24 protein-coding genes are annotated in these 25,964 nt (G+C 73.7%); 22 read left to right on the forward strand and 2 right to left on the reverse strand.

Translation table 11 applies throughout. The features are described from left to right. Positions 1 to 200 precede the first annotated feature (200 nt). From ACWEPX_RS03440 to hisI, 4 genes are all read left to right on the forward strand, one after another. Positions 201 to 725 (forward strand): hypothetical protein, encoded by a 525-nt coding sequence (locus tag ACWEPX_RS03440; RefSeq protein ID WP_451895475.1) that lies wholly within the window; start codon positions 201 to 203, stop codon positions 723 to 725. Between the two features lie 65 nt (positions 726 to 790). Continuing rightward, on the forward strand, positions 791 to 1,549 hold the full coding sequence (gene hisF / locus ACWEPX_RS03445) for an imidazole glycerol phosphate synthase subunit HisF (protein ID WP_451895476.1): 759 nt from the start codon (positions 791 to 793) through the stop codon (positions 1,547 to 1,549). Beyond that, entirely contained in the window at positions 1,546 to 1,899 is a 354-nt protein-coding gene (locus ACWEPX_RS03450) for a hypothetical protein (protein WP_451895477.1), read from the forward strand. The genes hisF and ACWEPX_RS03450 overlap by 4 nt, the downstream gene beginning before the upstream one ends. Further along, positions 1,892 to 2,230, forward strand: coding sequence for a phosphoribosyl-AMP cyclohydrolase (gene hisI / locus ACWEPX_RS03455; protein WP_451895478.1), 339 nt, complete (start codon positions 1,892 to 1,894; stop codon positions 2,228 to 2,230). Before ACWEPX_RS03450 ends, hisI begins: the two co-directional genes overlap by 8 nt. On the opposite strand, the gene ACWEPX_RS03460 is transcribed toward hisI, so the two are convergent. Next, positions 2,227 to 2,832, reverse strand: a complete 606-nt coding sequence (locus ACWEPX_RS03460) for a TetR/AcrR family transcriptional regulator (RefSeq protein ID WP_451895479.1) — start codon at positions 2,830 to 2,832, stop codon at positions 2,227 to 2,229. The genes hisI and ACWEPX_RS03460 overlap by 4 nt on opposite strands. A 93-nt stretch (positions 2,833 to 2,925) precedes the next feature. On the opposite strand from ACWEPX_RS03460, the gene ACWEPX_RS03465 reads away from it, so the two are divergent. The 14 genes from ACWEPX_RS03465 to tesB all read left to right on the forward strand — a co-directional run bounded on the left by ACWEPX_RS03465 (position 2,926) and on the right by tesB (position 20,850). After that, a complete protein-coding gene (locus ACWEPX_RS03465; protein WP_451895480.1) occupies positions 2,926 to 4,482 on the forward strand; it encodes an anthranilate synthase component I in 1,557 nt (518 codons plus the stop codon). After that, on the forward strand, positions 4,475 to 4,969 hold the full coding sequence (locus ACWEPX_RS03470) for a Trp biosynthesis-associated membrane protein (RefSeq protein ID WP_451895481.1): 495 nt from the start codon (positions 4,475 to 4,477) through the stop codon (positions 4,967 to 4,969). Before ACWEPX_RS03465 ends, ACWEPX_RS03470 begins: the two co-directional genes overlap by 8 nt. 112 nt (positions 4,970 to 5,081) lie before the next feature. Continuing rightward, on the forward strand, positions 5,082 to 5,891 hold the full coding sequence (gene trpC, locus ACWEPX_RS03475) for an indole-3-glycerol phosphate synthase TrpC (RefSeq protein WP_451895482.1): 810 nt from the start codon (positions 5,082 to 5,084) through the stop codon (positions 5,889 to 5,891). Then, positions 5,870 to 7,153 carry a tryptophan synthase subunit beta gene (trpB, locus tag ACWEPX_RS03480; protein ID WP_451895483.1) on the forward strand — a complete coding sequence of 428 codons (1,284 nt, stop codon included), beginning with the start codon at positions 5,870 to 5,872 and terminating at the stop codon, positions 7,151 to 7,153. The genes trpC and trpB overlap by 22 nt, the downstream gene beginning before the upstream one ends. Further along, positions 7,153 to 7,947, forward strand: coding sequence for a tryptophan synthase subunit alpha (gene trpA / locus ACWEPX_RS03485; protein WP_451895484.1), 795 nt, complete (start codon positions 7,153 to 7,155; stop codon positions 7,945 to 7,947). The genes trpB and trpA overlap by 1 nt, the downstream gene beginning before the upstream one ends. 153 nt (positions 7,948 to 8,100) lie before the next feature. Further along, a complete protein-coding gene (gene lgt / locus ACWEPX_RS03490) occupies positions 8,101 to 9,099 on the forward strand; it encodes a prolipoprotein diacylglyceryl transferase (protein ID WP_451895485.1) in 999 nt (332 codons plus the stop codon). 42 nt (positions 9,100 to 9,141) lie between these two features. Next, positions 9,142 to 9,897, forward strand: coding sequence for an SAM-dependent methyltransferase (locus ACWEPX_RS03495; protein ID WP_451895486.1), 756 nt, complete (start codon positions 9,142 to 9,144; stop codon positions 9,895 to 9,897). 197 nt (positions 9,898 to 10,094) lie between these two features. Beyond that, a complete protein-coding gene (gltB, locus tag ACWEPX_RS03500) occupies positions 10,095 to 14,618 on the forward strand; it encodes a glutamate synthase large subunit (protein WP_451895487.1) in 4,524 nt (1,507 codons plus the stop codon). Positions 14,619 to 15,097: 479 nt separating this feature from the next. Continuing rightward, positions 15,098 to 16,582 carry a glutamate synthase subunit beta gene (locus ACWEPX_RS03505; RefSeq protein ID WP_451895488.1) on the forward strand — a complete coding sequence of 495 codons (1,485 nt, stop codon included), beginning with the start codon at positions 15,098 to 15,100 and terminating at the stop codon, positions 16,580 to 16,582. Between the two features lie 34 nt (positions 16,583 to 16,616). Further along, positions 16,617 to 16,991, forward strand: coding sequence for a PH domain-containing protein (locus ACWEPX_RS03510; protein WP_451895489.1), 375 nt, complete (start codon positions 16,617 to 16,619; stop codon positions 16,989 to 16,991). A 19-nt stretch (positions 16,992 to 17,010) separates the two neighbouring features. Next, a complete protein-coding gene (locus ACWEPX_RS03515; protein ID WP_451895490.1) occupies positions 17,011 to 17,754 on the forward strand; it encodes an aminotransferase class IV in 744 nt (247 codons plus the stop codon). Then, positions 17,751 to 18,407 (forward strand): DUF2461 domain-containing protein, encoded by a 657-nt coding sequence (locus ACWEPX_RS03520; protein ID WP_451895491.1) that lies wholly within the window; start codon positions 17,751 to 17,753, stop codon positions 18,405 to 18,407. The genes ACWEPX_RS03515 and ACWEPX_RS03520 overlap by 4 nt, the downstream gene beginning before the upstream one ends. An 87-nt stretch (positions 18,408 to 18,494) precedes the next feature. Further along, positions 18,495 to 19,919, forward strand: a complete 1,425-nt coding sequence (gene pyk, locus ACWEPX_RS03525; protein WP_451895492.1) for a pyruvate kinase — start codon at positions 18,495 to 18,497, stop codon at positions 19,917 to 19,919. A 58-nt stretch (positions 19,920 to 19,977) separates the two neighbouring features. After that, positions 19,978 to 20,850, forward strand: a complete 873-nt coding sequence (gene tesB, locus ACWEPX_RS03530) for an acyl-CoA thioesterase II (protein ID WP_451895493.1) — start codon at positions 19,978 to 19,980, stop codon at positions 20,848 to 20,850. A gap of 140 nt (positions 20,851 to 20,990) precedes the next feature. On the opposite strand, the gene ACWEPX_RS03535 is transcribed toward tesB, so the two are convergent. Beyond that, on the reverse strand, positions 20,991 to 21,278 hold the full coding sequence (locus ACWEPX_RS03535) for a hypothetical protein (protein ID WP_451895494.1): 288 nt from the start codon (positions 21,276 to 21,278) through the stop codon (positions 20,991 to 20,993). A gap of 356 nt (positions 21,279 to 21,634) precedes the next feature. Here ACWEPX_RS03535 and ACWEPX_RS03540 point away from each other — a divergent pair, with 356 nt between their 5' ends. From ACWEPX_RS03540 to ACWEPX_RS03555, 4 genes are all read left to right on the forward strand, one after another. After that, on the forward strand, positions 21,635 to 22,513 hold the full coding sequence (locus tag ACWEPX_RS03540; protein ID WP_451895732.1) for a helix-turn-helix domain-containing protein: 879 nt from the start codon (positions 21,635 to 21,637) through the stop codon (positions 22,511 to 22,513). Further along, the gene (locus ACWEPX_RS03545) at positions 22,510 to 22,710 is read left to right on the forward strand and encodes a DUF397 domain-containing protein (protein ID WP_451895495.1); all 201 of its coding nucleotides are present in this window, start codon (positions 22,510 to 22,512) and stop codon (positions 22,708 to 22,710) included. Before ACWEPX_RS03540 ends, ACWEPX_RS03545 begins: the two co-directional genes overlap by 4 nt. A 148-nt stretch (positions 22,711 to 22,858) precedes the next feature. Then, a complete protein-coding gene (locus ACWEPX_RS03550) occupies positions 22,859 to 22,987 on the forward strand; it encodes a hypothetical protein (RefSeq protein ID WP_451895496.1) in 129 nt (42 codons plus the stop codon). Positions 22,988 to 23,008: 21 nt separating this feature from the next. Continuing rightward, entirely contained in the window at positions 23,009 to 25,963 is a 2,955-nt protein-coding gene (locus tag ACWEPX_RS03555) for a helix-turn-helix transcriptional regulator (protein ID WP_451895497.1), read from the forward strand. Position 25,964 lies beyond the last annotated feature (1 nt).

Here is a 25,964-nt window from a genome sequence, read left to right on the forward strand (position 1 = left end):
GGCCGGGGGGGACCGCCATTCGGCCGCCGCCGTTGCCATCTCACCGGTCAAGAGGTTCGCCTGCCGAGCCCGCGGCCGCCGCCACCGGCCCCGGCGCGCCCCGGTCCGCTTCGACAGCCGAGAGTTCCTCCGAGAAGAGGTATGCCGCCCCCGCGGAGATCGCTATTTTCAGGCCGCGACTGATCGAGAAGAGGTCCACGATGTCCGCTGCCGCAGCACTGTCCACACTGCTGGACGGCCTCGGGGGAGACCGCAGCCAGGTGCGGGCCGACCCGGCGGTCGTCGGCTTCGTCGAGCTGCTGCAGCGGGCCGTCGACGCCTGGGAGTCGACCCTGGCCGCGATCGACGCGGGCGAGGACGGCTCGACCCGGCTGGCCGAGCTGAGCGGGCTGTTCGCCGTCGACGACGCCGTGCTCAAGGAGACCCGCACCGCCGAGGACATGGTGCGCCTGGGCGTGGGCACGACCAGCCACCGGCTGCTGGCCGGGCTGGTCCCGGTGCGCCGGGAGCTGGTCAAGGCCAACGGGCCCGCGGTCGCCCTGCTGCGCCGGGCCGCCGTGCTGGGCAGGCGCGCGCAGAGCCGCTGGCGCGGCAGCCAGGGCCGGGAGGCGGCCCAAGTGGACCGCGATCTCAAGCTGGAGGAGGTCCGGGTCGCGGTCAAGCACCTGATCGAGGACCTGCGGGCGCTGCTCGACACCGTGCGCCGGGAGACCCGGCCGAGCTGATCGCTCCACATCGGACCCGCCGCCCTTGCGGCCGGGCCTGCCGCGGGCTCTCGTACGCTGGTGGCATGGCTGTTGCTGTGCGGGTGATCCCATGTCTGGACGTCGATGCCGGGCGTGTGGTGAAGGGCGTCAACTTCACCGACCTGGTCGACGCGGGCGACCCCGTCGAGCTGGCCGCCGCCTACGACGCCGAGGGTGCGGACGAGCTGACCTTCCTCGACGTCACCGCCTCCTCCGGCGAGCGCGAGACCACCTACGACGTGGTGCGCCGCACCGCCGAGCAGGTCTTCATCCCGCTGACCGTCGGCGGCGGCGTCCGCACCGTCGAGGACATCGACAAGCTGCTGCGCGCGGGCGCGGACAAGGTCAGCATCAACACCGCCGCCATCGCCCGCCCGGAGTTCCTGGGCGAGGCGTCCCGCCGCTTCGGCGCCCAGTGCGTCGTGCTGTCGGTCGACGCCCGCCGCGCCGAGACCCCCTCCGGCTTCGAGGTGACCACGCACGGCGGCAGGCGCGGCACCGGCATCGACGCGGTGGAGTGGGCCGCGCGCGGCCAGGAGCTGGGCGTGGGCGAGATCCTGCTCAACTCCATGGACGCCGACGGCACCAAGGCGGGCTTCGACCTGGAGCTGATCCGGCTGGTCCGGGCCGCGGTCGACGTGCCGCTGATCGCCAGCGGCGGGGCGGGCGCGCTGGAGCACTTCCCGCCCGCGGTCGCCGAGGGCGCCGACGCCGTGCTGGCCGCCAGCGTCTTCCACTTCGGCGAGCTGCGCATCCCCGAGGTCAAGGACGCGCTGCGGGCCGCGGGGGTGGAGGTCCGGTGAGGCGGCCGCTGGAGGTCACCGTCCCGACCGCGATCTTCGTGGTGGGCGCGGTGCTGTTCATCGGGGCGGGCGCGCTGCGCGACGCGGGCGCGCTGGTCTTCCCCATCATCGTCTCGGTGATCGCGCTGCTGGCCGCCGTCGGCCTGGCCACCCGCTGGCACGCCGCGGGCACGGCGGCGTTCGTCGCCGCGGGCCTGGTCGCCCTCGCCCACATGCTGATCGCCCTCGGCGACGTGCACTGGGGGTTCCGCGTGCTCTCCGGCGTGCTGGCCGCCGCCCACATCTACGCCGCGGTGCTGGTGCTGACCAAGCCCGCGCGCGAGTACCTGAAGGGGGTACCCGGTGAGTGAGCTGGACCCGGCGGTCGCCGCGCGGCTCAAGCGCAACGCCGACGGCCTGGTGTGCGCGGTCGCCCAGCAGCGCGGGACCGGGGAGGTGCTCATGGTCGCGTGGATGGACGACGAAGCCCTGCACCGCACCCTGACCACCCGCCGCGCCACCTACTTCTCCCGCAGCCGCGGCAGGCTGTGGGAGAAGGGCGAGACCTCCGGGCACACCCAGCAGGTCCACGAGGTGCGGCTGGACTGCGACGGCGACACCGTCCTGCTGGTGGTCGACCAGGCGGGCCCGGCCTGCCACACCGGCGACCGGACCTGCTTCGACGGCGACCGGCTGCTCTAGTCGATCGGGCCGGTCAGGTAGCGCTGGATGGTCGGCCCGACGGCCGCCACCAGCGTCTCCACGTCCGCGGTCGCGGCCTGGTCGAACCGGGCCACGTAGCGGACCACGCCCAGGCCGATCATCTGGCTGGCCACCAGGTTCGCCCGCAGCTCCGCGGTCTCCACGTCGCCGAACTTGGTCAGGAGCTGGCCGAAGACCTGGTGGACGAAGAACTCCCGCAGCGCCCTGGCGACCCGCTCGTGGGCCGAGACGCTGCGCAGCATCGCGGCGAACACCCCGCCGCCCTGGGCGTCCCAGTTGGTCAGGAACGCGCGGATGATCCGCTCGCCGATGCGGTCCCGGTCGCCCTTGAGGATCTCGGCGATGATCGCCTGCGGGTTGAACGGCAGGTGCAGCACCGCCTCGGCGAACAGCGCCTCCTTGCCGCCGAACCAGTGGTTGACCATCGCGGGGTCGACCCCGGCGCGGCGGGCGATGGCGCGTACGGTGGCCCCGTCGTAGCCGTTCTCGGTGAACACCGCGCGGGCGGCGGTCAGCAGGGCGGCTCGGGTGTCGGCCCCGCCGGGGCGGCGGCCGCGGCGGCGCTCGGGTTCAGCGGTCACGCCCCCATCATGACCCACCGCGATACTGCGCTCAACACATGTTGAATTAAGCCGGGGCCCGTCCCGCGCCGCGGGCACGGCAGAATGGCGCGCATGGTGAGTGCTATCGGTGTGCAGCCGCGCTACCCGGCTTCCACCGGCATGGGCGAGGTCAGCCCCACGCGCGAGGAGTTCCACGCCCTCGCCGCCGACCGCAGGGTCATCCCGGTCGTGCGCCGGGTGCTGGCCGACGCGGAGACCCCCGTGGGGGTCTACCGCAAGCTCGCGGGCGACCGGCCGGGGACGTTCCTCTTCGAGTCCGCGGAGAACGGGCGGTCCTGGTCGCGGTGGTCGTTCGTCGGCGTGCGCAGCCCCGCCGCGCTCACCGCGACCGGTGGCGAGGCCCACTGGACCGGCGTGCCGCCGGTCGGCCTGCCCACCGGCGGCGACCCGATGGAGGCGCTGCGCGAGACCGTGCGGCTGCTGCACACCGACCCGCTGCCCGGCCTGCCCCCGCTGACCGGCGGCATGGTCGGCTTCATCGGCTACGACTCGGTGCGCCGCCTGGAGCGGCTGCCCGAGCTGACCGAGGACGACCTGCGGCTGCCCGAGATGGTCATGCTGCTGGCCACCGACCTGGCCGCCCTCGACCACCACGAGGGCACCATCACCCTCATCGCCAACGCGGTGAACTGGGACAACGCCGCCGAGGGCGTCGACGCCGCCTACGACGACGCCGTGGCCAGGCTCGACGCGATGACCGTCGCCCTGCAGACCCCGTCGCCGCCGTCGGCGACCGTCTTCACCCGCCCGCAGCCGGTCTACCGGCGCAAGCGCACCCCCGAGGACTTCCAGTCCGCCGTGCGCACCGCCAAGGAGGCCATCCGGGCGGGCGAGGTGTTCCAGGTGGTGCTGTCCCAGCGCTTCGAGGTGCAGACCGACGCCGACCCGCTCGACGTCTACCGGGTGCTGCGCACCACCAACCCCAGCCCGTACATGTACCTGCTGCGCCTCGACGGCTTCGACATCGTCGGCTCCAGCCCGGAGGCGCTGGTCACCGTGCGGGACGGGCGGGCGACCACGCACCCGATCGCGGGCACCCGCTGGCGCGGGGTCGACCCCGACGAGGACCAGATCCTGGAGAAGGACCTGCTCGCCGACGAGAAGGAGCGCGCCGAGCACGTCATGCTCGTCGACCTCGGCCGCAACGACCTGGGCCGGGTCTGCGCGCCGGGGACCGTCCACGTCGTGGACTTCTTCCGCGTCGAGCGCTACAGCCACGTCATGCACATCGTCTCGACGGTGACCGGCGAGCTGGCCCCGGGCAAGACCGCCTTCGACGCCGTGGCGGCCTGCTTCCCCGCGGGCACGCTCTCCGGCGCGCCCAAGCCCCGCGCGATGGAGCTGATCGAGGAGCTGGAGCCGACCCGGCGCGGGCTCTACGGCGGCGTCGTCGGCTACCTGGACTTCGCCGGGGACGGCGACACCGCCATCGCCATCCGCACCGCGCTGATCCGCGACGGGGTGGCGTACGTGCAGGCCGGGGCCGGGATCGTGGCCGACTCCGACCCGCGCTCGGAGGACACCGAGTGCGTCAACAAGGCGGGCGCGGTGCTGGCGGCCATCGCCACCGCCGAGACCATGCGCCCGGCCGTGCCGACGGATGGGTAGGCGTCCACTCTGGACCGCGGTGCTGGCCCTGGTGCTGGCCGCTGGCGCGCTGTGGGGCGCCTCGGCGCTGGCCTGGGGCGGGGAGCTCAAGCCGCGGCCGGGCACCGACGTGCCGATCGCGGTGACCGTGACCGGCGCCGAGGTCGCGCCCGCGCTCGTCCCGGTGGCGCTGCTGGCGCTGGCGGGCGTCGCCGGGCTGCTGGCCCTGGCGGGCCTCTGGCGCAGGCTGCTCGGCCCGGTGCTGGCCGCCGCCGCGGTCTACCCGATCTGGGCCGGGCTGGGCGCGCAATCCCCGTCGTGGGGGGCGGCCGCCGCGGTCGCGGGCGGGGTCCTCCTGGTGGTGGCCGGGGTCGTGGTCGCGCTGACCGGGCACCGGATGCCGCGCATGGGATCGCGCTACGCCGCGCCGTCCACCGGCCGCGAGGCCGAGCCGGACCTGTGGCGCTCGCTCAGCGAGGGCGATGATCCCACCGACGCGCAAGCCTGAAGCGCCGACCCGGTTCGGAGTGGCCTGCGGCGCCGGAGTTAGCATCGGACCGGCGGGAAGGGGCAGTGCTTGTGAGGGATTACACGAGCAGTACAACGATCGAGGGTGCCGCATGAGCATCCTCGAGTCCATCGTCAACGGTGTCCGGGAGGACCTCGCCGCGCGGGAGGCGCTGGTCCCGTTCGAGACCATCAAGGCGCTGGCCGCCAAGGCCCCGCCCGCCCGCGACGCCCACGCCGCCCTGCGCGGCTCGGATGTCGGCGTGATCGCCGAGGTCAAGCGGTCCAGCCCGTCCAAGGGCGCGCTCGCGCCCATCGCGGACCCGGCGTCGCTGGCCAAGGACTACGCCGACGCGGGCGCGCGGGTCATCAGCGTGCTCACCGAGCAGCGCCGCTTCGGCGGCTCCCTGGCGGATTTCGACGCGGTGCGCGCGATGGTGGATGTTCCCCTGCTGCGCAAGGACTTCGTTATCTCCCCCTACCAGGTGCACGAGGCGCGGGCCCACGGCGCGGACATGGTCCTGCTGATCGTGGCGGCGCTGGAGCAGCCGGTGCTGGCGTCCCTGCTCGACCGGGTCGAGTCGTTGGGCATGACCGCGCTGGTGGAGGTGCACACCGCCGAGGAGGCCGACCGCGCGCTGGAGGCGGGCGCGTCGGTGATCGGCGTCAACGCCCGCAACCTGCACACGCTGGAGGTCGACCGGGACGTCTTCGGCCGCCTGGCCCCGGGCCTGCCCTTCGACACGGTGAAGATCGCCGAGTCCGGCGTCCGCGGCCCCAGCGACCTGATGACCTACGCGGGCGCGGGCGCCGACGCCGTGCTCGTCGGCGAGGGGCTGGTCACCTCCGGCGACCCCAAGGCGGCCCTGCAGCAGCTGGTGACCGCCGGTTCCCACCCCGCATGCCCGAGGCCGAGCCGATGACCGACGCCAAGCCCGACCCCACGCCCGAGCCCGGCTCCGCGCCGGAGTTCGACCCGCACGCCCAGAGCGGGCACGACCCCGACCCGCGCGGCCACTTCGGCGTCTTCGGCGGGCGCTACATGCCCGAGGCGCTGATCGGCGCGCTCGACGAGCTGGCCGCCGAGTACGACAAGGCCCGCCTCGACCCGGAGTTCGTCGCCGAGTTCAACCGCCTGCTGCGCGACTACGCGGGCCGCCCCTCGCTGCTGACCGAGGCCCCGCGCTTCGCCGAGCACGCGGGCGGCGCACGGGTGTTCCTCAAGCGCGAGGACCTCAACCACACCGGCTCTCACAAGATCAACAACGTGCTGGGCCAGGCGCTGCTCACCAAGCGGATGGGCAAGAAGCGGGTCATCGCCGAGACCGGGGCAGGCCAGCACGGCGTCGCCACGGCCACCGCGTGCGCGCTGCTCGGCCTGGACTGCGTGGTCTACATGGGCGAGGTCGACACCCAGCGGCAGGCGCTGAACGTCGCCCGCATGCGCCTGCTCGGCGCCGAGGTCATCCCGGTCACCTCCGGCTCGCGCACGCTCAAGGACGCCATCAACGAGGCCCTGCGCGACTGGGTGACCAATGTGGACACCACCCACTACCTGCTGGGCACCGCCGCGGGCGCGCACCCGTTCCCGCTGATGGTCCGCAACTTCCACCGGGTCATCGGCGCCGAGGCCCGCGCGCAGATCCTCGACCAGGCGGGCAGGCTGCCCGACGTGGTCACCGCCTGCGTCGGCGGCGGGTCCAACGCCATCGGCATCTTCCACGGGTTCGTCGACGACCCCGGCGTGCGGCTGGTCGGCATCGAGCCCGGCGGGCACGGCATCGACTCCGGCGAGCACGGCGCGACCCTCTCCCAGGGCACCCCGGGCGTCCTGCACGGCGCGATGTCGTACCTGCTGCAGGACGAGGACGGGCAGACCATCGAGGCGTACTCGATCTCCGCCGGTCTGGACTACCCGGGCGTCGGCCCCGAGCACTCCCACCTCAAGGACACCGGTCGCGCGGAGTACCGCTCGGCCACCGACGCCGAGGCGATGGACGCCTTCCGGCTGCTCGCCCGCACCGAGGGCATCATCCCGGCGATCGAGTCCGCGCACGCCCTGGCGGGCGCGCTGGTGCTCGGCCGCGAGCTGGGGCCGGACGGGCTGGTGCTGGTGAGCTTGTCCGGGCGCGGCGACAAGGACATGGACACCGCGGCGAAGTACTTCGGGTTTGGGGAGACGTGATGGGCCTGGAGGCGCTGTTCGCCGGGGTCAAGGCCGAGGGCAGGGCCGCCCTGGTGGGCTACCTGCCCGCGGGGTTCCCCACCGTCGACGGCTCGGTCGACCTCCTCAACGGGATGGTCGAGGGCGGCTGCGACCTGGTGGAGGTCGGCGTGCCGTACTCCGACCCGGTGATGGACGGCCCCACGATCCAGGCCGCCGCCGAGACCGCGCTGGCCGCGGGCTTCCGCCTCAAGTCGCTGTTCCCCGTGGTCGAGCGGGTGACGGCGGCAGGCGGCAAGGCCGTGGTGATGACCTACTGGAACCCCGTCCTGCGCTACGGCGTGGACGCCTTCGCCCGCGACCTGGCCGCCGCGGGCGGGCTGGGCATCATCACCCCCGACCTGGTGCCCGACGAGGCCGAGGACTGGATGGCCGCCTCCGCCGCCCACGGCCTGGACCGGATCTTCCTGGTGGCCCCGTCCTCCTCGCACGAGCGCATCGCGCGCACCGTCGCGGCGTCGTCGGGCTTCGTCTACGCCACCGCCGTCATGGGTGTGACGGGCGCGCGGGACCAGGTCGGCTCCGCGGCCGAGGGCCTGGTGGCCCGCACCCGCGAGCACACCGACCTGCCCATCGGCGTCGGCCTGGGCGTGCGCTCGGGCGACCAGGCGGCCGAGGTCGCCGGTTTCGCCGATGCCGTCATCGTCGGGTCGGCGTACGTGACGCGCGCCCAGGCCGAGGGCGTGGCGGGCGTGCGGGCGCTGTCCCAGGAGCTCGCGGCGGGCGTCCGCCGCACCCCCTCCACGATCGGGTGAACCTCGGTCCGGCCCCGCCCGGCCGGACCGCCACCTGCGGCGATTGCGAGCGCCCTTCGGGTTCGGCGACCTGCGTAACCCCTTGGTCTCGACTCGACGCCTTGCGGGCACCTCCTCACCGGGACGCAACGCGGGGTGGCTACCGTGGGGCCCGTGACGAGCGCCTCCAGCCTGGTCCTCGCGTCCATCCCCAGCCCCGACCGCGGGGTGTGGGAGATCGACCTCGGGTTCCTCAGCATCCCCCTGCGCGCCTACGCGCTCTGCATCATCGCGGGCATCGTGGTGGCGATCTGGTGGGGGGAGAAGCGCTTCGTCGCCCGCGGCGGCGCCCCCGGCACGGTGCTGGACGTGGCCGTGTTCGCGGTGCCCTTCGGCCTGGTCGGCGGTCGGCTCTACCACGTGGCGACCGACTACCACCGCTACTTCGGGGAGGGCAAGAACCCCCTCGACGCCCTCAAGATCTGGGAGGGCGGCCTCGGCGTCTGGGGGGCCATCGCGCTGGGCGCGGTGGGCGCGTGGATCGGCTGCAGGCGCCGCGGCGTGCCGCTGCCCGCCTTCGCCGACGCGGTCGCCCCCGGCATCGTCGTCGCCCAGGGCATCGGGCGGCTCGGCAACTACTTCAACCAGGAGCTCTACGGCGGCCCGACCGACCTGCCCTGGGGCCTGGAGCTCTACCGCAGGGTCAACGAGTTCGGCGTGGAGGACCCGCTCAACGGCGTCGCCATCGACAACACCCTCATCGACGGCAGCCCGGTGCACCCGACGTTCCTCTACGAGCTGCTGTGGAACCTCGCCGTCGCCGCCGTCGTCGTCTGGGCCGACCGCCGCTTCCGCCTCGGCCACGGCCGCGCCTTCGCCCTCTACGTGGCCGGCTACACCCTCGGCCGCACCTGGATCGAGCTGATGCGCACCGACGAGGCCACCCTGGTCTTCGGCGTGCGGATCAACGTCTGGACCTCGCTGCTGCTGTTCGTCGGCGCGATCGCCTACTACGTCATCGCCCGCAAGCGCGGCCCGCGCGAGGACCTGGCGGCCCTCCGCGCGGCCCACGAGGGCACCGCCGCGGACAGTGAGACCAGCGGGGGCGAGGACAGCGCCAAGGACAGCGCGAAGGACAACGACGGGGAAGAGGCGTCCGCCAAGCGTGAGTGAGTGCGGATGCGCGGCGCGCCCGCACCGGGCAGGCTGCCGACCATGATCGATCTCGACTCCCTCCGGCTCCCCGCCTACCCCCGCTCCGCCCAGTACGACCCCGCGTGGATGATCGACGGCTGCATGGGCCCCAACCCGCTGTGGCTGCTGGAGGACCTGCTCGCCGACCTGCCCCTGCGCACCGGTGACCGGGTGCTCGACCTGGGCTGCGGCCAGGGCCTGACCTCGGTCTTCCTGGCCCGCGAGTACGGCGTGCAGGTCTTCGCCTGCGACCTGTGGGTCAAGCCGACGGAGAACCTGCGCCGGTTCACCGCGGCCGGGGTGGACGACCGCGTCTTCCCCATCCACGCCGACGCCCGCGACCTCAAGTTCGCCAAGGGCTACTTCGACGCCGCCATCAGCGTCGACTCCTACCAGTACTTCGGCACCGACGACCTGTACCTGTCCTACCTGGCCCCGTTCGTCCGCCGCGGCGGCTACCTCGGCATCGCGGTGCCCGGCGTGCAGCAGGAGGTCGTCACCCCTCCGGAGTGGCTGGTCCCGTACTGGGAGCACGACTTCGCCGTCTTCCACACCGCCGAGTGGTGGCGCACGCACTGGTCGCGCCCCGGCCAGGTGGACGTCATCTCGGCCAGGACCGCCGAGGGCGCGGTCGACAACTGGCGCACCTGGTCGCTGGCCTGCGCCGAGCACGCCAAATCCGACTTCGTCCGGCAGATGTCCGCCCAGACCGCGGCCATGCTGGACGCCGACGCGGGCCGCACCTTCGCCTTCCCGCTGGTGGTCGCCCGCACCTAGGTTCCGGGCGGCCCGCAGGCCGGGCCCATCGCGCTCTGCGATCGATCGGTTACACTGGTGGCCGGTTCATCCGATGTCGAGCACGTTTCCCGGCTGTTAGGCTCAGCAGACAAGCGGGCCGCCGTAGTCCCGTGCCCAGCCGTGACAAATCCTCCATCACGTTCCTGAGCGCGAGACCGCCAAGGGGGCCATACGCGATGATCTTCTCCGCCCTGCCGCGCCCGCAGGGGCTCTACGACCCGGCCGCCGAACGCGACGCCTGCGGCGTGGCGATGGTCGCGGACGTGCGCGGGCGGCGATCGCACGGGATCGTCGTGGACGCGCTCACCGCGCTGGCCAACCTGGAGCACCGCGGCGCGGCCGGGGCCGAGCCCACCAGCGGCGACGGCGCGGGCATCCTCGTGCAGCTGCCCGACGAGCTGCTGCGCGCCGAGGTCCCCTTCGACCTGCCCGAGCCCGGCGGCTACGCCGCGGGCATCGCCTTCCTGCCCCCCGACGACCAGGAGCGGGCCCGGCAGGTCGTCCACCGCATCGCCGAGGAGGAGGGTCTGACCGTCCTCGGCTGGCGGGAGGTGCCCGTCGACCCCGACCGCGCGGGCGTCGGGCCGACCGCGCGCGGGGTCATGCCGCACTTCGCCATGCCCTTCGTCACCGGCGACGGCCGCGGCATCGACCTCGACCGGCAGGTGTACGCGCTGCGCAAGCGGGCCGAGCGGGAGAGCGCCGCGGCCGGGTGCGGGCTGTACTTCCCCTCGCTGTCCAGCCGCACCCTGGTCTACAAGGGAATGCTGACCACCGCCCAGGTCCCGCTGTTCTTCCGCGACCTGGTGGACCCGCGCCTGGTCACCGCCATCGCGCTGGTCCACTCGCGCTTCTCGACCAACACCTTCCCGTCCTGGCCGCTGGCCCACCCGTTCCGCTACGTCGCCCACAACGGCGAGATCAACACCATCCGGGGCAACCGCAACCGCATGCGCGCCCGGGAGGCGCTGCTGGCCAGCGACCTCATCCCCGGCGACCTGACCAGGCTGTTCCCGGTGGTCGACCCCGGCGGGTCGGACTCGGCGTCCTTCGACGAGGTGCTGGAGCTGCTGCACCTGGGCGGGCGCTCCCTGCCGCACGCGGTGCTGATGATGATCCCGGAGGCGTGGGAGAACCACACCACGATGGACCCCGCCCGGCGCGCGTTCTACCAGTTCCACTCCAGCCTCATGGAGCCCTGGGACGGCCCGGCCTGCGTCACCTTCACCGACGGCACCCTGGTCGGGGCGGTGCTCGACCGCAACGGCCTGCGCCCGGCCCGCTGGTGGCGCCTGGCCGACGACCGGGTGGTGCTGGCCAGCGAGACCGGCGTGCTCGACGTGCCGCCGGAGCGGGTCGTGGCCAAGGGCAGGCTGCGCCCGGGCCGGATGTTCCTGGTGGACACCGCCGCAGGCAAGATCGTCGACGACGACGAGGTCAAGTCCGGGCTGGCCGCCGAGCTGCCCTACGAGGAGTGGCTGCACGCGGGCCTGCTCACCATCGCCGAGCTGCCCGACCGCGAGCACGTCGTGCAGACCCACGCCTCCGTCGTGCGCCGCCAGCTCACCTTCGGCTACACCGAGGAGGAGCTGAAGGTCCTGCTGACCCCGATGGCGGTCACCGGGGCCGAGCCGATCGGCTCGATGGGCACCGACACCCCGCCCGCCGCGCTCTCCCAGCGCCCGCGCCTGCTCTACGACTACTTCAAGCAGAACTTCGCCCAGGTCACCAACCCGCCGCTGGACGCCATCCGCGAGGAGATCGTCACCAGCGTGCAGCGCATCATGGGCCCGGAGCAGAACCTGCTGGAGCCCGGCCCGGCCTCCTGCCGCCACATCCTGCTGCCCTACCCGGTCATCGACAACGACGAGCTGGCCAAGCTCATCCACGTCAACGACGACGGCGACCTGCCCGGCCACGCCTGCACCGTCCTCTCCGGACTGTACGAGGTCGACGGCGGCGGGCAGGCGTTCGCCGAGGCCGTCGCCCGGGTGCGCCGGGAGGCGTCGGAGGCGATCGCGGCGGGGGCGCGCACCCTGGTGCTCTCCGACCGCGACTCCGACCACCGCATGGCCCCGATCCCGTCGCTGCTGCTGGTCTCGGCCGTGCACCACCACCTGGTGCGCACCAAGGAGCGGCTGCGCGTGGCGCTGGTCGTGGAGAGCGGCGACGCGCGCGAGGTGCACCACATCGCGCTGCTGCTGGGCTACGGCGCCGCCGCCGTCAACCCCTACCTGGCGTTCGAGACCATCGAGGACCTGATCGCGCAGGGGGCGATCACCGGCGTCGAGCCGGGGGTGGCGATCCGCAACTACGTCACCGCGCTGGTCAAGGGCGTGCTCAAGATCATGAGCAAGATGGGCATCTCGACCGTCGGCGCCTACACCGCAGCCCAGGTCTTCGAGGCGTTCGGCCTGGCCCAGTCCGTGCTGGACGAGTACTTCACCGGCACGGTGTCCAAACTGGACGGTGTGGGCCTGGACGTCGTCGCCCAGGAGGCGCGGGCCAGGCACCGGCGCGCGCACCCGGACAACCCGACCGACCGCGAGCACCGCAGGCTCGACTCCGGCGGCGAGTACGCCTACCGGCGCGACGGCGAGCTGCACCTGTTCACCCCCGAGACGGTGTTCCTGCTGCAGCACGCGACCAAGTCCGGACGCGAGGACGTCTATCGCCGCTACGCCGAGGAGGTGGAGCGGCTCAACCGCGAGGGCGGCGCGCTGCGCGGGCTGTTCCGCTTCGCCCCCGACCGCGAGCCGATCCCGGTCGACGAGGTCGAGCCGGTGGAGTCGATCCTCAAGCGGTTCAACACCGGCGCGATGTCCTACGGCTCGATCTCGGCCGAGGCCCACGAGACGCTGGCGATCGCCATGAACCGCATCGGCGGGCGGTCCAACACCGGCGAGGGCGGCGAGGACGTCGACCGCCTCTACGACCCGCAGCGCCGCTCGGCGATCAAGCAGGTGGCCTCCGGCCGGTTCGGGGTGACCAGCGAGTACCTGGTCAACGCCGACGACCTCCAGATCAAGATGGCGCAGGGGGCCAAGCCCGGCGAGGGCGGCCAGCTCCCGCCGAACAAGGTCTACCCGTGGATCGCGCGCACCCGCCACTCCACCGCGGGCGTCGGGCTGATCTCGCCGCCGCCGCACCACGACATCTACTCCATCGAGGACCTGGCGCAGCTCATCCACGACCTGAAGAACGCCAACGAGCACGCGCGCGTGCACGTGAAGCTGGTCTCGGAGCTGGGCGTCGGCACGGTCGCGGCGGGGGTGTCCAAGGCGCACGCCGATGTCGTGCTCATCTCCGGGCACGACGGCGGCACGGGCGCATCACCGCTGAACTCGCTCAAGCACGCGGGCACGCCGTGGGAGGTCGGGCTCGCCGAGACGCAGCAGACGCTGGTGCTCAACGGCCTGCGCGACCGCATCACCGTGCAGGTCGACGGCGGGTTGAAGACCGGGCGGGACGTGGTGGTGGCCGCGCTGCTGGGCGCGGAGGAGTACGGCTTCGCCACCGCGCCGCTGGTCGTCGCCGGGTGCGTGATGATGCGGGTGTGCCACCTGGACACCTGCCCGGTCGGGGTGGCCACGCAGAACCCGCTGCTGCGCAGCCGCTACACCGGGCAGGCCGAGCACGTGGTCAACTACTTCCGGTTCGTCGCCGCCGAGGTGCGCGAGCTGCTGGCGGCGCTGGGCATGCGCACCCTCGACGAGGCCATCGGGCACGCCGAACTGCTGGACACCGACGATGCCGTGGCCCACTGGAAGGCCGCCGGGCTCGACCTCGCCCCGGTCTTCGCCGTGCCGCCCGCCCCCTACGGCACCGCGCGGCGGCGCGTGCGCGCCCAGGACCACGGCCTGGCCGAGGCCCTGGACCGCACCCTGGTCCAACTCGCCGAGGCCGCCCTGGAAGACGCCCACCCGGTGCGGCTCGACCTGCCGGTCCGCAACGTCAACCGGACCGTGGGGACGCTGCTGGGCGCGGAGGTCACCCGCCGCTTCGGCGGCGACGGCCTGCCCGACGACACCATCCACATCCGCCTGACCGGCCCGGCTGGCCAGTCCCTCGGCGCGTTCCTGCCCCGGGGGATCACGCTGGACCTGGTCGGCGACGCCAACGACTACGTCGGCAAGGGCCTCTCCGGCGGCCGGATCGTGGTGCGCCCGCACCCGTCGGCGCCCTTCGCGGCCGAGCAGCAGGTGATCGCGGGCAACGTCATCGCCTACGGCGCGACCGCGGGCGAGGTGTACCTGCGCGGCTGCGTGGGGGAGCGCTTCGCCGTCCGCAACTCCGGCGCGACCGTCGTCGCCGAGGGCGTCGGCGACCACGCCTTCGAGTACATGACGGGCGGCCTGGCCGTCGTCCTCGGCCCCACCGGCCGCAACCTCGCAGCAGGCATGTCCGGCGGCACCGCCTACGTCCTCGACCTCGACCCCCGCGCCGTCAACCCCGAGATGGTCGACCTCCAACCCCCCACCCCCGACGACCTCCGCACCCTCCGCGAGGTGGTGGCCAAGCACGGAACCCTCACCACCTCCCCCGTAGCCGCCTCCCTCCTCGGCGACTGGCCCCGCCGCTCATCCGCCTTCACCAAAATCATGCCCCGCGACTACCAACGAGTCCTAGCCGCCGCCCGCCTCGCAAAGGCCGAAGGCCGCGACATCGACGCAGCAATCATGGAGGCCTCCCGTGGCTGACCCCGAGTCCTCCCGGCGCCAGCAGCACGCAGCCAATCTCCGCCCGCTTTCCGTCCCCGCCACCTCCCCAGCGGCGACCGGCAGCCCCCGCCAGTCGCCGCCTTCCCCGCTGCCGCGCACCGAGCAGCACCCCCTGGCCGCCGCCCACTTGGCCCGGGCGGAGGGCGACCGCGCCACGGGCGCGCGGGCATCGGTAGGTGGGCGGTTCGCGCTCCACCCGTCCGCGGGGGACCTGCGGTTGCTGTCCAAGCCCGTCAGGCTGACCGACTCCCCGTCGGGCGGCCGGTCCGGTCGGTCGTCGGCTTCCCCGCTGCCGCGCACCGAGCAGCACACCCTGCCCACCGCCCGCCTGCCCCGAACGGACGGCCGCGGCCCGGTGTTCCTGCGGCGCGCCCGTGGCGGTGTCGTGCCAGCCGTGCCAAAGCGGGCGTCGCGGGTGGTTGTGCTCGGTGCTCGCGTCGGTCGGACGGAGGCCTCCCGTGGCTGACCCCGAGGGCTTCCTGCGGTACCCCCGCGCCGACATCCCCAAGCGCCCCATTGCCGAGCGGGCCTCGGATTGGCGGGAGGTGTACCGCCGCGACGACGAAAGCGCCGTGCGGGAGCAGGCGACGCGGTGCATGGACTGCGGCATCCCCTTCTGCCACTCCGGTACCGCTGGCTGCCCGCTGGGGAACCTGATCCCCGAGTGGAACGACCTGGTCCGCCGCGGCGCCTGGGACACCGCCAGCGATCGCCTGCACGCGACCAACAACTTCCCCGAGTTCACCGGACGGCTCTGCCCCGCCCCCTGCGAGGCCGCCTGCGTCCTCTCGATCTCCAGCGATCCCGTGGCCATCAAGCGGGTCGAGAACGCGATCGCCGATGTGTCCTGGGAGCGGGGGCTGGTCGAGCCGCGCGTGTCGACCGTGGCGTCCGGCAAGCGGGTCGCGGTGGTCGGGTCCGGGCCTGCCGGGCTTGCGGCGGCCCAGCAGCTGACCCGGGCCGGGCACGAGGTCACCGTCTACGAGCGCGACGACCGCCTCGGCGGCCTGCTGCGCTACGGCATCCCCGAGTTCAAGATGGAGAAGCGCCTCCTCGACCGCCGCCTGGCCCAGCTGCGCGCCGAGGGCACCCGGTTCGTGACCGGCTGCGAGGTCGGCGGCCCCGCCCTGCCCGTCGCCGCCCTGCGCGAGTCCCACGACGCCGTGGTCCTGGCCGTGGGTGCGCTCGCGGGCCGCGACGCCCCCGAGCTCCCCGGGCGGTCCCTGCCCGGCGTGCACCTGGCGATGGAGCACCTGGTCGCCGCCAACCGGGCCTGCGAGGGCGACGGCCCCCCGGCGATCGACGCCCGCGGCAAGCACGTGGTGATCATCGGCGGCGGCGACACCGGGGCCGACTGCTACGGCACCGCCGTCCGCCAGGGCGCCCGCTCGGTCACCCAGCTCGACCAGTACCCCCGCCCGCCCGAGACCCGCGACGACACCCGCTCCCCGTGGCCCACCTGGCCGTGGGTCCTGCGCACCTACCCGGCCCACGAGGAGGGCGGCGAGCGCCGCTTCGCCGTCGCGGTCACCGAGTTCGCAGGCGCCGAGAGGGTCTCCGCGGTCCGCGTGCGGGAGGTCCGCGTCCGCAAGGACCCAGTCACCGGCGCCCGCGAGGTCGTCCCCACCTCCGACCGCACCCACGAGCTCCCCGCCGACCTGGTCCTGCTGGCCATCGGCTTCACCGGCGTCGAACCCATGCCCCTGCTCACCGACCTCGGCCTCGCCCGCACCCCCCGCGGCACCATCCCCTGCGGCCCCGACTGGCAGACCCCCACCCCCGGCGTCTTCGTCTGCGGCGACGCCCACCGCGGCGCCTCCCTCGTCGTCTGGGCCATCGCCGAGGGCCGCTCCACCGCCCACGCCGTCGACGCCTACCTCACCGGCTCCTCCGACCTCCCCGCCCCGGTCCACCCCACCGCCCTCCCCCTGTCGGTGCTCTGACCCCGGCCCGCGGAGCGACCCCTATGCTGGCGCGGTGATCGACTTCTCCAAGGCATCGGTGTTCAAGCTGTCCCCCTGCGACCCCAAGGACGTCGCCGACTCCATCGCGCCGCTGCTGATCGACGGTGAGGGTGTGCTGCACGCCTTCAAGGCGGTGCGCGACTTCGTCGTGTTCACCAACAAGCGGTTGATCGCCGTCAACGTGCAGGGGGTCACCGGCAAGAAGCGGGACTTCACCTCGCTGCCCTTCGCCAAGGTGCAGGCGTTCTCCGTGGAGACCGCCGGGACCTTCGACCTCGACGCCGAGCTCGATCTGTGGTTCAGCGGGTTGGGGAAGGTGCGGCTGGAGTTCAAGGGGCGGGTGGACATCCGCGCGCTGGGCCACCTCATCGCCGCCCACTGCCTCTGAGCGTGCGAGACTCCACCGGGTGAGCGGTGCGATGGTCAACTACGGTCACTACACGGCGATGCTGGTCTCCCGGGGGCGCGTGCGCGGGCTGGCCCGGCATCTGGAGCGGCTGGACCGCGACGCCTGGGTGGTGTTCGGGCGGGGGCTGCCCGAGGCGGACGTGCGGGCGGCCATCCGCGCGGCGATCCCCGACACCGAGGACACCGCGGCCAAGGTCACCGTCGTCGCACCCGACTTCAACCCGCGCGACCCGCAGACCCCCGACGAGCTGCGGGTCGTGGTGGAGACCATCCCGCGCCCGCAGGCCGGGGGGACGCTGGCCGTGCGCAGCGCCGGCTACCGCCGCGAGCTGCCGCAGATCAAGCACGTCGGCACGTTCGGCAGCTTCTACCAGCGCAGGCTGGCCAGGATGGCGGGCTTCGACGACGCGATCTTCGCCCCCGACGACGAGATCGCCGAGGGCGCGACCTGGAACGTCTGCTTCCGCGACGCCGCGGGGACCATCGTCTGGCCGAGCGCGCCCGCGCTGCCCGGGGTCTCCGCCGCGCTGATCCAGAACGGGCTGACCCGGCTCGGCCACAAGCACGAGATCCGCCCGGTCGCGCTGGAGGACCTGCCCGGCTTCACCGCCGCCTTCGCCACCAACGCCCTGGCGCCGGTGCGGCCGATCACCCGCATCGACGAGACCGAGTACGCCGTCGACGAGGACACCGCCGCCCTGCTGCGCCGCGCCCACGACCTGGTGCCCGAGGAGCGGGTGTGAGGTTCGCGGGCTTCGGCGAGTACGCGATCGACTTCTACGACGGCTTGGTGGTCGACAACTCCAAGTCCTACTGGGAGGCCAACAAGGCCACCTACGACAGCGACGTGCGCGCCCCCATGCAGGCCCTGCTGGCCGAGCTGGAGCCGGAGTTCGCCCCGGGCCTGGGCCCCGGCAAGATCTTCCGCCCCTACCGCGACGTCCGCTTCGCCAAGGACAAGTCGCCCTACAAGACCCACTGCGGTGGCGTGGTGGAGGCCGGGCGCGGCGGTGGGGCGTACTACGTCGAGGTGAGCCCGGACGGCCTGCGCGTCGGCGGCGGCTGCTTCCACCTCGCCCCCGACCAGCTCGCCCGCTACCGCCAGGCCGTCGACACCGGCGGGGCCGAGCTGGCCGCCATCCTCGACAAGCTGGTCAAGCAGGGCTTCGAGGTGCACGGCGACCGGATGCGCACCGCCCCGCGCGGCTTCCCCAAGGACCACCAGCACATCGATCTGCTGCGCCACCGGTCCATCTACGCCACGAAGGTGTGGCCGCCCGACGACGTCCTGCACGAGCGCGGCGCCCTGACCCGGGTGCGCTCGGCGTGGCGGCAGCTGCGGCCGTTCAACGACTGGGCCCGTCACCGAGTGGGAGCGCACACCGACAGCGCGTGACCGGCAGGCGAACTTTCTGAATCGAAACCGCGACTACCGGCGAGTATCTCGGGATCGTTCAAGCGCAAGGGACTAGGCTTTAGGACCGTGAGCCGACGCGCGAAGATCGTTTGTACGATGGGCCCCGCCACCGGCACCCCCGAGCGGGTGGCGGAGCTGGTCGCGGCGGGCATGGACGTGGCCAGGATGAACTTCAGCCACGGCAGCCACGGCGACCACAAGCAGATCTACGACCTGGTGCGCCGCGCGGCCGACGACGCAGGCCGCGCCGTCGGCGTGCTGGCCGACCTGCAGGGCCCCAAGATCCGCCTGGGCACCTTCGCCAACGGCCCGGTCGAGTGGCGCACCGGCGACGTCGTGCGCATCACCGTCGAGGACGTCGCGGGCACCCACGACCGGGTCTCCACCACGTACAAGGGCCTGGCGCACGACGCCAAGCCCGGCGACCGGCTGCTGGTCGACGACGGCAAGGTCGGTCTGACCGTGCTCAGCGTCGAGGGCCCGGACGTGGTCTGCGAGGTCACCGAGGGCGGCCCGGTGTCCAACAACAAGGGCCTGTCGCTGCCCGGCATGGACGTCTCGGTCCCGGCGCTGTCCGAGAAGGACATCGAGGACCTGGAGTTCGCCCTGCACCTGGGCGTCGACTTCATCGCCCTGTCCTTCGTCCGCTCGCCAGCCGACATCGACCTGGTGCACCAGGTGATGGACCGGGTCGGCCGGGGCAGGCTGCCGGTCATCGCCAAGCTGGAGAAGCCCGAGGCGGTGGCCAACCTGGAGGCCATCGTGCTGGCCTTCGACGGGGTCATGGTCGCCCGCGGCGACCTCGGCGTCGAGCTGCCGCTGGAGCAGGTGCCGCTGGTGCAGAAGCGGGCCATCCAGATCGCCAGGGAGAACGCCAAGCCGGTCATCGTGGCGACCCAGATGCTCGACTCGATGATCAGCAACTCGCGCCCGACCCGGGCCGAGGCCTCCGACGTGGCCAACGCCGTCCTCGACGGCGCCGACGCGGTGATGCTCTCCGGCGAGACCAGCGTGGGCCGCTACCCGATCGAGACCGTGCGCACGATGAGCCGCATCGTCGAGGCGGTGGAGTCCGAGACGCTGGCCGTGCCGCCGCTGAGCCACGTCCCGCGGACCAAGCGCGGCGTCATCTCCTACGCCGCCCGCGACATCGGCGAGCGGCTCAACGCCAAGGCGCTGGTCGCCTTCACCCAGTCCGGCGACACCGTGCGGCGGCTGGCCCGCCTGCACACCCACCTGCCGCTGCTGGCGTTCACCCCGGAGCCCAGCGTGCGCAGCCAGCTTGCGCTGACCTGGGGCACCGAGACCTTCCTGGTGCCCAAGGTGGACTCCACCGACGCGATGGTCCGCCAGGTCGACACGTCCATGCTGTCCATCGGCCGCTACCAGCCCGGTGACGTCGTGGTCGTGGTCGCGGGCTCGCCCCCGGGCACCGTGGGCTCCACCAACCTCATCCGCGTGCACCGCCTCGGCGAGGACGACCACGCCTGACGCCCCGGCCGGGCGCGTAGGCTAATCGCGGTTAACCTACGGCCCGGTGGAGGGGCAGATGACGGACGTCGCCGAGCCGACGGCGCTGGACCGGCTGGTCGCGCTGCTTGACCTGGAGCGCGTCGAGGAGGACATCTTCCGCGGGGTGAGCCCCGAGCACTCGCCGGTGCGGGTCTTCGGCGGGCAGGTCGCGGGCCAGGCCCTGGTGGCCGCGGGCCGGACCGTCCCCGACGACCGGCCGGTGCACTCGCTGCACGCCTACTTCATCCGCGGCGGCGACCCGTCGGTGCCGATCGTCTACCAGGTCGACCGCATCCGCGACGGGCGCTCGTTCACCACGCGCCGGGTCGTCGCGGTGCAGCGCGGCAAGCCGATCTTCGCGCTGTCGGCGTCGTTCCAGCTCGTGGAGTCCGGGGTGGAGCACGCCGAGGAGATGCCCGCCGTGCCCGACCCGGAGTCGCTGCCGACCTACCACGAGCTGATCAGCCCGCAGCTGCGCGAGAAGTTCGGCGCCTGGGCCCAGCAGCCCCGCCCGATCGACGTCCGCTACGTCTCCGAGCCCGCGTGGCGCTCGCGCGACAACGGCCCGCGGGACGCGCGCAACCAGGTGTGGATGCGCGCCGACGGCGAGCTGCCCGACGACCCGCTGACCCATGTCTGCGTGCTGGCCTACGCATCGGACATGACCCTGCTCGACGCGGTCCTCGCCCGCCACGGCGTCTACTGGGGAGTGGACAACGTCCTGGGCGCGAGCCTGGACCACGCCATGTGGTTCCACCGCCCCTTCCGCGCCGACGACTGGGTCCTCTACGACTGCGCCTCGCCGAGCGCGTCCGGCGGGCGCGGGCTGGCGACCGGGCGGTTCTTCGCCCGCGACGGCAGGCTCGTCGCCACCGTCGTGCAGGAGGGCATGCTGCGCGTCATCGGCTGAGTCCGGAGTGGACGGCAGGGCCGGAACCGTCGGGGTGGCTCCGGCCCTGCCGCCGGTGTCGGCCGCGGGCCAGGGGCGACCCGGACGTCCGACGCGGGGCGCGGGCGGGAGGGGTGGGAGAGGCCCGCGCGACCCGGGTTCTAGTGGACGGCGTCCATGCCGTCCTCGGCCTCCTCGGTGGCCAGCAGGCACAGGTGGGCGGTCAGGTAGGCCCGGCACGGGGCGGGGGACCGGCCGAGCAGCCGCGTGCGGCAGGTCGGGCAGCGCCCGGCCGCGTCGGGCTTGTGGTCGGCGAGCAGGGCGCGCAGGGCGGCGACCACCCGGGGCAGCTCGGCGGCGGCCAGGTGGGCCTCGCCGTCGGCGCAGCGGCGGTCGAGGTCGTCGAGGTAGCCGTGCAGCGACGCCTCCAGCTGTCCGAACAGCGACACGTGCGACCCCTCCTGTGCCCGGTGTGGACGGCCCGGACTCCGGTGACCCCTGGGGCTCAAGTGGACACCCCGACCTGCCGATGTACTCGGGTGATCGGGGCGTTCGGCTCCGGGGCCGGGACCGGTGGTCCGGGGAGAACATCAGCAGCCTGCGCTTTGCAGGTGTCCTTATGCAAGTTGCACCACTCGATCGGGTGACAACGGTGGCGCGGCGGTGAACGTTTCGCCGAACATGCGCAGCACCGGAACGGTGTCCCTTGTGTGCGCACGGCTCCCGGCTGACACTGGCCGCGCACCTCACGGTGCGCCTTGGTCGTTGGAGCTGGTGAGGACGGGGGAGAGACGAGGTGACGAACGTGGCGCGTGGTCACAGCCCCACCGTGCGCAGGCGCAGGCTCGCCAGCGAGCTGCGGCGGTACCGGGAGGCGGCGAACCTGACCATCGACGAGGTCGGCGAGAAGCTGGAGTGCTCGGCCTCCAAGATCAGCCGCATCGAGACCGGGCACGTGGGCGTCACCCCGCGCGACGTCCGGGACATGTCCGAGCTCTACGGCATCGACGCCGACCGGCGCGAAGCCCTGGTGCAGCTGGCCAGGGAGGCCCGCCAGAAGGGCTGGTGGCACGCCTACACCGAGGTGTTCACCGGCGCCTTCGTCGGCCTGGAGGCCGAAGCCGCGTCGCTGCGGGCCCACCAGGCCCTGCTGGTCCCCGGCCTGCTCCAGACCGAGGACTACACCCGCGCGGTGATCCGGGCCATCCGCCCGGACGCGGGCGACGCCGAGATCGACAAGCGGGTGCGCGGCAGGCTGGCCCGCCAGCGGCTGCTCACCGACCCCCACCCGCCCGAGTACTGGGCGGTCATCGACGAGGCCGTCCTGCACCGGCTGGTCGGCGGTCCCGACGTCATGCGCGCCCAGCTGCTGCGCATGGCCGAGGCCGCCGCCCTGCCGCACGTCACGCTGCAGGTGGTCCCCTTCGGCACCGGGGCGCACGCCGGGATGGAGGCCCCGTTCCTCATCCTGGGCTTCCCGGAGCCCGCCGACCCGGATGTGGTCTACGTGGAGAGCACGAGCACCGGGATCTACCTGGAGCAGCCCCACGACGTGCGCCGCTACACGCTGATGTTCGACCACCTGCGGGCGGCTGCGCTGCGACCGGAGGACACCGTCGACCTCATCCGGCGGGTCGCCGACCGGCTGGCCCACCGATCCGAAACCGAAAGGAGCGGGACGTGACCGCAGACCTGGCACGGGCCCAATGGCGCAAGAGCACCCGCAGCGGTGCAGGCAACGACTGCGTGGAGCTGGTGGTCCACACCACCGGGGCCGCGATACGCGACTCCAAGAACGCCGGGCACGGGCACCTGACCTTCGCCAGCGGCCCGTGGCGGGGCCTGCTCGGGGCGGTCAAAGCCGACCAGCTGGAGCACTGACCCGGACGACCCCTTACCCCGCGCCGGGTGCCCTCGCCGCGCCCCGGGGTAAGGGGTCGTCCGCTGTCCGCGACGCGATCGACCGATGCCCGCGGTCGCGCCTCAGCGGCAATCTCGTCCCCATCACCACAGATGAGGGAGTTGCGAGATGAACTGGACGATCGAGGGCATCAAGGCCGAGGTCGAGTACCGCCGCACGCTCACCGCGGTCGGCACGCGCCGCCCGGTGCTGCGCAGGCGCCGAACACGCACGCGGGGAGGTCGGGTCACCGGCTGACGGTGTGCGACCATGCCGCACATGCCGCGCCTCGGATCCGGAATCCCGCTGGTCGCCCGCGGGCGCGAACTGCGCGTCCTGCGGGCGGCCTACGCGGCGGCCGCCGCGGGCCAGGCCGCCGCGGTGCTGCTCTCCGGGGACGCGGGCGTCGGCAAGACCCGGATGACCGAGGAGCTGGCCGCGCACGCCCGCGAGGACGGCGCGCTGGTGCTCACCGGCCGCTGCCTCGACTCCGGCGAGACCGGCCTGCCCTACCTGCCGGTCGTCGAGGCGCTGGGCCCGGTGCGCGAGCGCGCTGGCGCGCGGGCGGCGCTGGCCCGGCTCTTCGGCGACTGGGTGGAGCTGGGCCTGCCCGACGCGGGCCTGGTCACCGCGGCCACCGGCGGCCCGCGCGCCGAGCAGGACCTCAACCAGCTGCAGCTGTTCGACGCCGTGCACGCGCTGCTGGCCGAGCTGGCCGCCGAGCGCCCGGTCGTGCTGGTGCTGGAGGACCTGCACTGGGCCGATGCGTCGACCCGGCGCCTGGTGTCGTTCCTGCTGAGCAGGCTGCGCACCCAGGCCCTGCTGGTCGTGGCCACCTACCGGGCCGAGGACCTGCACCGCCGCCACCCGCTGCGGCCGCTGCTGGCCGAGCTGCTGCGCCTGCCCGCCGTCGAGCGGCTGGACATGGCGCCGTTCACCCGCGCCGACGCCCGCGCGTTCGTCAGCGCGCTGGCCGAGGGCGGCCTCGGCGAGGCGGCCGTGCGCGAGCTGGCCGAGCGCTCCGACGGCAACGCCTTCTTCGCCGAGGAGCTGCTGGCCGCCTACTCCGACTGCGCCGAGCAGCCCGACGCGCTGCCCGCGACCCTGGTCGACGTCCTGCTGGCCCGCATCGAGCGCTTGGGGCCGCAGGCGCAGAACGTCGTGCGGATGGCCGCGGTCGGCGGCAGGCGGGTGCCGGACGCGCGGCTGCGGGCGGTCGCGGAGATGGACGCCGGGCTGGACGCGGGGCTGCGCGAAGCCGTGCAGCACAACGTGCTCGTGCCCGAGGAGGGCGACGCCTACACCTTCCGGCACGCCCTGCTGCGCGAGGCGGTGTACCACGACCTGCTGCCGGGGGAACGGGTCCGGCTGCACGCTGCGTACGCCCGGGAGCTCTCGGCGCGCATGGGGGAGCCGGGCGTCGCCGCGGCGCTGGCCCACCACAGCATGGAGAGCCACGCGCTGACCGTGGCGCTGCGGGCGTCGCTGGAGGCGGCGACGGAGGCCGAGCGGCTGGGCGCGCCCGCCGAGGCGCTGGAGCACCTGGAGCGGGCGCTGAAGATCTGGTCGGCGGTGCCCGCCGACGAGCGGCCAGCCGAGTCCGACGCCCGGCTGCTGGAGCGGGCCTCGTTCGTCGCGGGCACCTCGGGGGAGCCGGAGCGGGCCATCGCCTACGCCAAGGCGGCGGTGGCGGCCGTCGACCCGGTGGCCGAGCCGGAGCAGGCCGCGCACGTGCGGCGGCGGCTGGCCCAGGCGCTCTACGCCACCGACGGGCGCGAGCAGGAGGCCAGGGCCGTCATCGAGGAGGCGCTGGAGCTGGTGCGGGACCGGCCGGACGCGCCGGTCACCGCCTGGGTGCACGCGGCCTACGCGACGATCCTGCGCGGCCTCGGGCAGCCCGACGAGGCCGCCGCGCACGCCCGCGAGGCCGTCGTGCTGGCCAGGGCGGCCTCGGTGGGCGGGGCCGAGGCCGACGCGCTGATCACCCTGGCCATGCTGGACGAGAGCCGCGGGGAGACCGCCGCCTCCCGCGACGGCCTGCGCACGGCGATGGACCTGGCGATCGCCGTCGGCGCGCCGACGGTGGAGATCCGGGCGCGGTTCACCCTGGCGCTCAACCAGTACGAGCACGGCGACCTGCCCGACGCCCTGCGCACGCTGGAGGAGGGCGTGACCAGAGCGACCGAGATCGGCCTGACGTGGAGCACCTACGGCCTGGAGCTGCGCGCCCTGCAGATGACCACCCGCTACACCAACGGCGACTGGGACGCCGCCGAGGCCGCGGCCGAGCCCAGCCACCGCGTCTCGCACGTCGTCTGGGGCCGTCTGGCGATGCTGGGCGCGCTGGTCAGCGTCGGCCGGGGCCGCTTCGCCGAGGTCGACCGCGTGCTGGCCGACTACCGCGACGAGGACCACCGCGCGACCCCGACGCCGATCGTGGCCGGGATCGTGGCCGCCGAGCTGGCGCAGTGGCGCGGCAAGCCCGAGCGCGCCCTCGACCACCTGCGCTCGACCCTCGCGTGGGCGGGCGTGAGCTGGGAGATGGTGTCGATCCGCCTGTCCGCCCTGGGCCTGTCCTGCGCCGCCGACCTCGCCCACGCCGCCGCCACCCGCCGCGACGAGGACGCCGCCCGCGCCATCACCGCGGAGGCGGCGGACCTGCTGGAGCTGGCCCGCAAGACCGCGGCGTCCGCGGTGCCCCGCACCGGGCAGATGGGTCCGGAAGGCCGCGCGTGGCTGGCCAGGGCCGAGGCCGAGCACTCCCGCCTGACCGCCTCCGACCCGCACCTGTGGCAGCGCGCGGTCGAGGCGTTCGACTACGGCGCGGTCTACGAGCAGGCCATCTGCCGCTGGCGCCTGGCCGAGGCCCACCTCCTCACCGACGACCGCGCCGCCGCCGCGGACGCCCTCCGCCAGGCCGACGCCGTGGCCACCGCCCTGTCCGCCAAGCCCCTGCGCGAAGCCCTGCGCCGGATGGCCCGCCGAGCCCGGATCACCCTCGACCCCGACGCCACCCCCCGCGAGCGCATCGACCTGTTCACCCCCCGCGAGCGCGCCGTCCTGGCCCTGGTCGCCCAGGGCCGCACCAACCGCCAGGTGGGCGAGGAGCTGTTCATCTCGGAGAAGACGGTGAGCGTCCACTTGAGCCGGATCATGGCCAAGCTGGGCGCCACCCGCCGCGCCGAAGCCGTCGCCGTCGCCTACGACCGCGGCCTCCTGGAGCGAACCGACTAGC

This window comes from Actinokineospora sp. NPDC004072 (genome assembly GCF_053604195.1).

Bases quoted from the DNA above. Each gene is read 5' to 3' on its own strand.
- hisF (WP_451895476.1), top strand. From the start codon at position 791: ATGGCTGTTGCTGTGCGGGTGATCCCATGTCTGGACGTCGATGCCGGG.
- tesB (WP_451895493.1), top strand. From the start codon at position 19,978: ATGACGGACGTCGCCGAGCCGACGGCGCTGGACCGGCTGGTCGCGCTG.
- trpA (WP_451895484.1), top strand. From the start codon at position 7,153: ATGGGCCTGGAGGCGCTGTTCGCCGGGGTCAAGGCCGAGGGCAGGGCC.
- ACWEPX_RS03465 (WP_451895480.1), top strand. From the start codon at position 2,926: ATGGTGAGTGCTATCGGTGTGCAGCCGCGCTACCCGGCTTCCACCGGC.
- ACWEPX_RS03555 (WP_451895497.1), top strand. From the start codon at position 23,009: ATGCCGCGCCTCGGATCCGGAATCCCGCTGGTCGCCCGCGGGCGCGAA.
- ACWEPX_RS03550 (WP_451895496.1), top strand. From the start codon at position 22,859: ATGAACTGGACGATCGAGGGCATCAAGGCCGAGGTCGAGTACCGCCGC.
- trpB (WP_451895483.1), top strand. From the start codon at position 5,870: ATGCCCGAGGCCGAGCCGATGACCGACGCCAAGCCCGACCCCACGCCC.
- ACWEPX_RS03495 (WP_451895486.1), top strand. From the start codon at position 9,142: ATGATCGATCTCGACTCCCTCCGGCTCCCCGCCTACCCCCGCTCCGCC.
- ACWEPX_RS03440 (WP_451895475.1), top strand. From the start codon at position 201: ATGTCCGCTGCCGCAGCACTGTCCACACTGCTGGACGGCCTCGGGGGA.
- ACWEPX_RS03470 (WP_451895481.1), top strand. From the start codon at position 4,475: ATGGGTAGGCGTCCACTCTGGACCGCGGTGCTGGCCCTGGTGCTGGCC.
- trpC (WP_451895482.1), top strand. From the start codon at position 5,082: ATGAGCATCCTCGAGTCCATCGTCAACGGTGTCCGGGAGGACCTCGCC.
- gltB (WP_451895487.1), top strand. From the start codon at position 10,095: ATGATCTTCTCCGCCCTGCCGCGCCCGCAGGGGCTCTACGACCCGGCC.